This is a genomic window from Paenibacillus sp. 01T422 (assembly GCF_056398785.1).
Genome location: NZ_JBFTQB010000661.1, coordinates 1 through 7159, shown reverse-complemented (window position 1 = coordinate 7159; position 7159 = coordinate 1). Strand labels below are relative to the sequence as shown.

The window sequence follows — 7159 nt, the reverse complement described above, 5'->3', positions numbered from 1 at the left end:
CATCGYTAACGCCKGCTGGGTGCGCACATGGCCCGCTGTAACGATGTAAAACACGCTTAACTTGCGCGGAACCCTTCCGCGAGCGCTGATCTTGCCACTGTAGCGATATTTCTCATCGCTAACGCGTGCTGAGTGCGCCCAACCGTGTTTTCACACGGGAGTTGGGTTCCAGAAAGCAAAAAAAGCAGTCCTGTCGAATTTATCAACAGAACTGCCTTATTAAAATTTACGTTGAAGCGGTACTTATCGCCTACATATTCTGCTCAGCTAAGGCTTTTTTACCTGCTTCCAAAACTGCGATAATCCGGTCGACATCATATACGCTACCTGCCCATGTCCCACCGCTGACAGACTGCAAAGCTGCCCATAATCGCGTATCGTCAGGAAGCCTTGGATCTGCGGCAAGCTCTGGGTGAGGGTCGCGAGCAGCAAGTACAAGCGCTCCTTCGTCAGGGGTAAGCACGACGTCACCGGCTCCTAGGAAATGAACCGTACCTTCCAAACTATTGCGGTCCACTACGATGTCGATTGTATCTCCATCGCGCAGTTTACCGATCGGCCCGCCAGCTAGCGCCTCAGGTCCAACATGGCCGATGCAGGCCCCTGTGGATACACCCGAGAACCGCGCATCGGTTATTAGCGACACGTACTTACCGAACGGCAGATGTTTCAGCGCCGAGGTTAACTGATAAGTCTCCTCCATCCCCGTACCCGATGGGCCGCGCCCGATTAATGCCATAACATCTCCGGCCCCAATACCACCGTTCTTAATTGCCGTGATAGCCGCTTTCTCCGAGGTAAACACCTTGGCTTTGCCCCGATGGCGATAAATACCATCTTCCCCGACGGTTGTCGGGTCAATCGCTGTTGATTTAATGACCGATCCTTCCGGAGCCAAGTTCCCCATAGGAAACGTTACTGTTGAGGTTAATCCTCTTTCTCTGGCACGCTCCGGACTCATAATGACTTGATCGGGATCAATGCCGTCCATTTCCATAAGCAGACTGCGCATTTTGCGGCGACGTTCGCTTGATTCCCACCAATCCAGTACGGTCCCCAGCGTTTCCCCTGTTACGGTCAGCGCATTTTCTTTCAGGACGCCCAAACGGCGTAGATGCAGCATCACTTCTGGCACACCGCCAGCCAAAAAGACCCTCACAGTCGGATGATATTCCGGACCGTTCGGCAGAACGCTGACTAACCTTGGCACGTCTTTATTCACACGTATCCAATCTTGAACGGTCGGAACGGGCAGCCCTGCCGCATGAGCGAAAGCAGGAATATGCAGCAGCAAATTCGTCGATCCTCCGAATGCAGCATGAACAACCATGGCATTGTGGATAGACGCTTCTGTCAGAATATCCTTCATCCGAAGTCCCTTTTCCTCCAACGTCATCATAGCGCGAGCCGATTGCCTAGCCATCTCTTCCCAAACCGGCTGGCCGGATGGAGCTAGCGCAGCATGAGGCACCGTCATGCCCATAGCCTCTGCAACCACCTGCGAAGTCGCAGCCGTTCCAAGAAACTGGCAACCTCCGCCCGGTGTGGCGCAAGCCCGGCAGCCGAGGTCCGCAGCATCTTCCAGGCTGATTTCACCACTTGCATACCTCGCGCCAATGGTTTGGATTTTCCCAGCGTCCTCGCCTTCCGTTGGAGGCAATGTCACTCCCCCGGGCACGATGACGCATGGGAGCTCATGCATTCCAGCCAGTGCGATCATCATCGCAGGCAGTCCTTTATCGCAGGTCGCCACACCGAGGACGCCTTTGCGTGTGGGCAACGAGCGGATAAGACGACGGAATACGATCGCTGCATCATTGCGATAAGGAAGCGAATCAAACATACCTTCCGTCCCCTGAGACCTGCCATCGCAAGGGTCGCTCACATAACCAGCGAAAGGAACCCCGCCGCTTTCTGTAATCACTTCGGCAGCCGCCTGYGTCAACAGGCCAACTTCCCAGTGGCCAGTATGATAACCAAGAGCGACGGGACTGCCGTCTTCCTTACGAATACCCCCTTGCGTGCTCAGCAGAAGGTACTGCTTCCCCTTCAGGCGAGACGGTTTCCACCCCATCCCCACATTCTGGGTAAGACCGAACAACTCCCCGCTTGGAGCATGCAATAACATTTCTTTCGTTAATGGCAACGAGCCTTTCGGGCCTTGTGCGTGCGTATGGATCGCATACAATTCGTTATTTTCATTGCCTATGATCGATAATAATTGCTCTGTCATCAACCTTCACCCTTCCGAATCAGGCTTCATAGCTAAGAGCTACGCTTTGAGAAATACCGTTTTTATCGAGGTGAAAAATTCAATGGCCGCCTGCCCTTGCTCGCGCGAGTGAGAGCTGGACTGCTTCATACCGCCGAATGGAGCTTGAAGTTCTACCCCGGCTRTCTCGGAATTAATTCTTACCAAACCAGCATCCATGTCCWGAATAAACGTAAGAATATTGCCAATGTTTTGCGTATAAATGGAAGCGCTCAAGCCAAAATCTGAATCATTAGCCACCTGAATGGCTTGTTCCATGGATTCGACCTGAATAAGCGCGAGGACAGGTCCGAAGATCTCTTCCCGGGCAATCGCCATCTCTGGAGTTACTTTATCGAACACAGTCGGTTGTATATAAAAGCCTTCTGAGAGGTCCGGGTGGTCCGGGGATGAACCGCCGAACAACAACTCAGCGCCTTCCTCTATCCCTTTTTGAATATAGGATTGCACGGTTCTAAGCTGATTTTCATTCGCACATGGGCCTAGCCATGTTCCGGCATCCAGACCGTGACCTACGGTCAATCCTTTTAATTTGCTCAGCAGCTTTTCTTTAAAAGTTTCATAGACCTCGCTCATTACAATGACACGGCTTGTCGCCGTACATTTCTGACCTGTCGAGCGAATTCCTCCGCTGATCGTCGCGTCAACCGCCAAATCGAGATCAGCATCCGCAGCGATAAGAATCGGATTCTTCCCGCCCATCTCGAGCTGGTATTTCGCTCCTCTAGCTAGTGCCGCTTGGCCGACCCGTTTGCCAACCTGATTGGAGCCGGTAAATGTAATTCCATTCACATCCGGATGCTCAGCAATCCCTTGCCCGATAACGGCTCCGCTGCCGGTTACCAAACTTAATACACCCGCTGGAAGTCCCGCTTCTGCGAAGCATTCCACGATTTTGGCCGCCGTCACTGCCGTTTCCTGAGCAGGCTTCAGTACAACCGCATTGCCATAGATTAAGGCTGGCGCCATTTTCCATATCGGAATAGCCACTGGGAAATTCCAAGGCGAAATAACGCCGACAACGCCAAGTGGCATACGGGTCGTAAACATCAGTGCTTCGCTATCGGTGGAGGGAATCACGTCGCCGATTTTCCGCATCCCTTCGCCAGCATAATAGCGCAAGATGGCTACACCTCTTGCTGTTTCTGCACGTAACCCACTACTTCACTTTTTTTAGCGGGATTGATGCTCGGTACGGTTTGCCCAGTGCCAGCTGCCTGCCATTCACCGTTGATATAATTCAAATACGTTTGGCCACCAACAAATTTGGATGTCATGTTTATTCCTCCTGAAAGATAAGTTATTTAATAAGCTATAATTAGCTGCCAGCGCCTACAACATGATTAATAAGTGTTCCAATACCCGTGATCTCAATTTCGATTCTGTCACCATGCGCGAGTGTAAACTCGTTTGGAGGTACAATACATGTTCCTGTCAGCAGCACGGTACCTTCAAACAACTCATTATCCCGTATCAAAAATTCCGTCAGTTCATCCAGTTTGCGTTTGAGTTGATTGGTATTTGCCGTTCCCTCGACTGCTTTTTCCCCGTCACGATAGATTTGGCTTGTAATCTGCAAGTTATAAGGGTTATCTACCGTTTCAGCTAAACGAATCGCAGGTCCTAAGGAACAGGAACGCTTCCATACTTTGGCTTGAGGCAAATAAAGCGGATTCTCGCCTTCAATATCCCGGCAGCTCATATCATTGCCAATGGTGTATCCGACGATTTTCCCTTTTGCGTTCAAAACAAGCCCTAACTCCGGTTCTGGCACCTGCCACACGGAATCACTACGAAGCTGCACTTGCCCGCCAGGACCTACCGTCCGCGCCGCTGTAGACTTAAAAAAGATTTCCGGACGTACAGCATCATAAACTTTATCGTAAAAGGTCGAAGCATCCAGTCTGCCTTCCGTTGCCTCATAGTTGCGTGCGTCACGGCTTCGCTCATAGGTAACTCCAGCAGCCCACACTTCCGGAGCCTCAATCGGAACCAGAAGTTGCAGCTGATCGACTTGATCATGTAACGCTTCACTGCCTTCAATCGCTTTGTTAACCAATTCGAGCGGTGTAATCGCCAAAGCGTCAGCTTCATGAATCAGCGCTATAAAATCGCTTTGCGGCAGTGCATAAATTTGATCATGATCATTAACGGCAGCTAGCTGTGTAGACCCTTCCTTTTCGAAACGGATTATTCTCATTTCTTGCTCACTCCTCTAATTTGTTTTATATTATAAAACTCTGTTCTATAATACAGTCAAAAAAATGYCTGGACTCGACATGCTTTACAAAACGTGCCGAAACCCCAGGGTTTGCGAAATGGCTTCTGCCTCCTTTTTAAGAAGAGCAATATACGCCTTAAACAATGAATCATCTACCGTTGAAACTAATGTTGAAAGACTGATTGCTGCTACAATCGAGCCATTATGCTCGAAAATAGGAGCTGCTGCACATCGGACGCCAGGTTCATTCTCCTGGTTGTCAATGGAATAGCCCTGATCTCTTACCTGATTCAGTTCGTTAACGAACGCGTCCTTCTCCGTAATCGTCACGTCTGTCATCTTCGAGAATTGGTAATTACGAAGGAGCGCATCGATCTCATCCTTGGTTCTAAAAGCTGTCAAGACCTTGCCTACCGCGCTGCTATGAAGTGAAATTCTGCGCCCTATTCGGGAATAACGAATCGCAGCTTTCTCCCCTTCGACTTTGTCCAAATACACGCCTTCTTTCCCATCAAGAATAACGAGATGGGTTGTTTGTCCTGTCTGTTCCGACAAAACAACCAAGTGTTTGCGTGCTGCTGTACGGATGTCCAAGCTTTGCAGCATCAGCTGTCCCTTTTCCAAGAGCTTAAGCCCTAGCTTATACTTGCCAGTTTCCACATCCTGATTAATGTAACCGTGCATCTGAAGCGTTTTCAATAAGGAGTGTACCGTGCTTTTGTGAAGATCCATCCTTGCGCTGATTTCTGTAATTTTTAACTCTGTCGTGTACTCGTCGAATAAATCCATAATTTTCAATGCTCTGTCCAGCGCTTGAATAATAGGCATGGTCTCACCTCTATCTACAAATCCATAATAATCCTAATCGCCCATTCAAGCAAGATGAACTTCATCGCGCAGATCTCATTTACCAAATATATACGTGTTCAAAAAGTCATTTCGAAACTTCCCTTGCGGATCATAACGAAGGAGCATGTCCTGGAAATCCGGCAGTTTCTCGTATAAAAACTTGAGCGCCGCAGGCTGCATAGTAAACAGTTTCGCCCAATGCGGACGGGCCTGAAAAGGCGCAAGCTGCTTTTCAATCATCGGCAGAACTTGCTTAACTGCTTCCCAATTTGGCTTCCAAGTGAAATGAATCGCAACTGAATCCTGTTTATAGTTAGGACTCATCCACAGTAGATCTTTTGCAATCGTACGAACTTCAGAAATATACAGAAGTGGCGCTATTTGCTCCCTTATTTCATTAATCGCATGCAAGGCCTGATAAGCTGATTCACGTGGCACGAAGTATTCACTTTGCAGTTCTTCTCCAGCACTCGGGGTGAAATCCATGCGAAAGTGAGGTAATCTCTCATGCGAAGGTCCCGGAATCCCCATTTGCTCGCTGCAATTCTCCGCTGTATGTCCTGGCACCGGATGCCGTGGTGAGTTTGCTAATTTAGCGCCATAAAATTCAGGTTCTGCCTGCGTTGAAGTATGATCTGTCTGTTTCTGCTTTAGCCAAACTTGATTGATATTCGTACCCGTCCAATCGGTAAACAAACTCACACTATAGGCATGGGAAAAGATATCATCAAGGTGCTCTTCCAGTTGCTCGAAAGGAAGATTGTCATAGACATGCTGACTTATTTGAAAAGTCGGGATCACATCCAGCGTCATCTGTGTGACGACTCCCAGTCCTCCCAAACCAACAATTGCACCTCCTATGTTTTGTTGTTCGCGAGAGAATACGGCCAGATCTCCGTTCGCCTGAACCATCTCTATCGAATCAACCACACTAGCAAGATTGCCGTTCCGATCGCCAGAACCGTGCGACGCTGTGGCGCATGCACCAGCAACAGTGATATGCGGCAAAGACGCCAAATTGTGAATCGCATAGCCATGCTCATGGAGGTATTCACATAACTCGCCATACCGGATTCCAGCTTCAACCGTTACCTTACTATGAACGGTGTCTAATGCCACCACACGATTCAGGTTTTGAAGTGAAAGCAAGCCTTCGCTACAATCAGCAATGCTATTAAACGAATGCCGTGTACCAAGCACTTTCATTTGTTTACTTCTAGCTACTAATTCCTGCACGTCTTCAACTTTCACGGGAGTATGCAGTTCTGTGGCGCTATACTTGAAGTTTCCAGCCCAATTCAAATTATTAATCATAGGTTCACGCTCCTTCATGTTAAAAGTTCGCTACAGGAATCCTAAATCCTTGCTATGGGAGGGAAATTACCGACGCTGGATCGCCAGCTTAACGGCAAGTCCCGCTAAAACTCCGGACATAATCCAGCGCTGCGCTTTGAGCCATGTCGGACGTTTGCCGAACCAACCAGCAATTTTACTTGCAGTAAGAACAATTAGCAGATTCACCGCAAAGCTGATTAAGATTTGTGTTACACCTAGAATCGCGCTTTGTGCCAACAACGAACCTTGATTTGGATCCTGAAATTGTGGAAGAAGCGAGATGTACAATACGACTATTTTGGGGTTGAGCAAATTGGTTATGAAACCCATCAGGAACAGTTTTCTTGGCTTCTCAATTGGGAGCGCGATGGGCTCAAGTATAGAGGCGGAGCCAGGTTTAATTGTCTTCCATGCCAGCCAGAGCAGATAAGCGGCACCTGCCCACTTCATTGCCATGTAGATGATCGGCACGGTATTGAATT

5 protein-coding genes and 1 pseudogene are annotated in these 7159 nt (G+C 48.9%); all 6 read right to left on the bottom strand.

Features of this window, described 5'->3' with window-relative positions:
- Positions 1–250 precede the first annotated feature (250 nt).
- Positions 251–2233, bottom strand: coding sequence for a YjhG/YagF family D-xylonate dehydratase (locus AC1DUA_RS28405; RefSeq protein ID WP_477502951.1), 1983 nt, complete (start codon positions 2231–2233; stop codon positions 251–253).
- Between the two features lie 39 nt (positions 2234–2272).
- Positions 2273–3549, bottom strand: a pseudogene (locus AC1DUA_RS28400) (aldehyde dehydrogenase family protein).
- Positions 3550–3590: 41 nt separating this feature from the next.
- Positions 3591–4472, bottom strand: a complete 882-nt coding sequence (locus AC1DUA_RS28395) for a fumarylacetoacetate hydrolase family protein (protein WP_477502950.1) — start codon at positions 4470–4472, stop codon at positions 3591–3593.
- 84 nt (positions 4473–4556) lie between these two features.
- Positions 4557–5321 (bottom strand): IclR family transcriptional regulator, encoded by a 765-nt coding sequence (locus tag AC1DUA_RS28390; protein ID WP_477502949.1) that lies wholly within the window; start codon positions 5319–5321, stop codon positions 4557–4559.
- 75 nt (positions 5322–5396) lie between these two features.
- Positions 5397–6656, bottom strand: coding sequence for an FAD-binding protein (locus AC1DUA_RS28385; protein WP_477502948.1), 1260 nt, complete (start codon positions 6654–6656; stop codon positions 5397–5399).
- 66 nt (positions 6657–6722) lie between these two features.
- Positions 6723–7159: LysE family translocator (locus AC1DUA_RS28380; RefSeq protein WP_477502947.1), on the bottom strand; the 437-nt coding region annotated here is incomplete at its 5' end.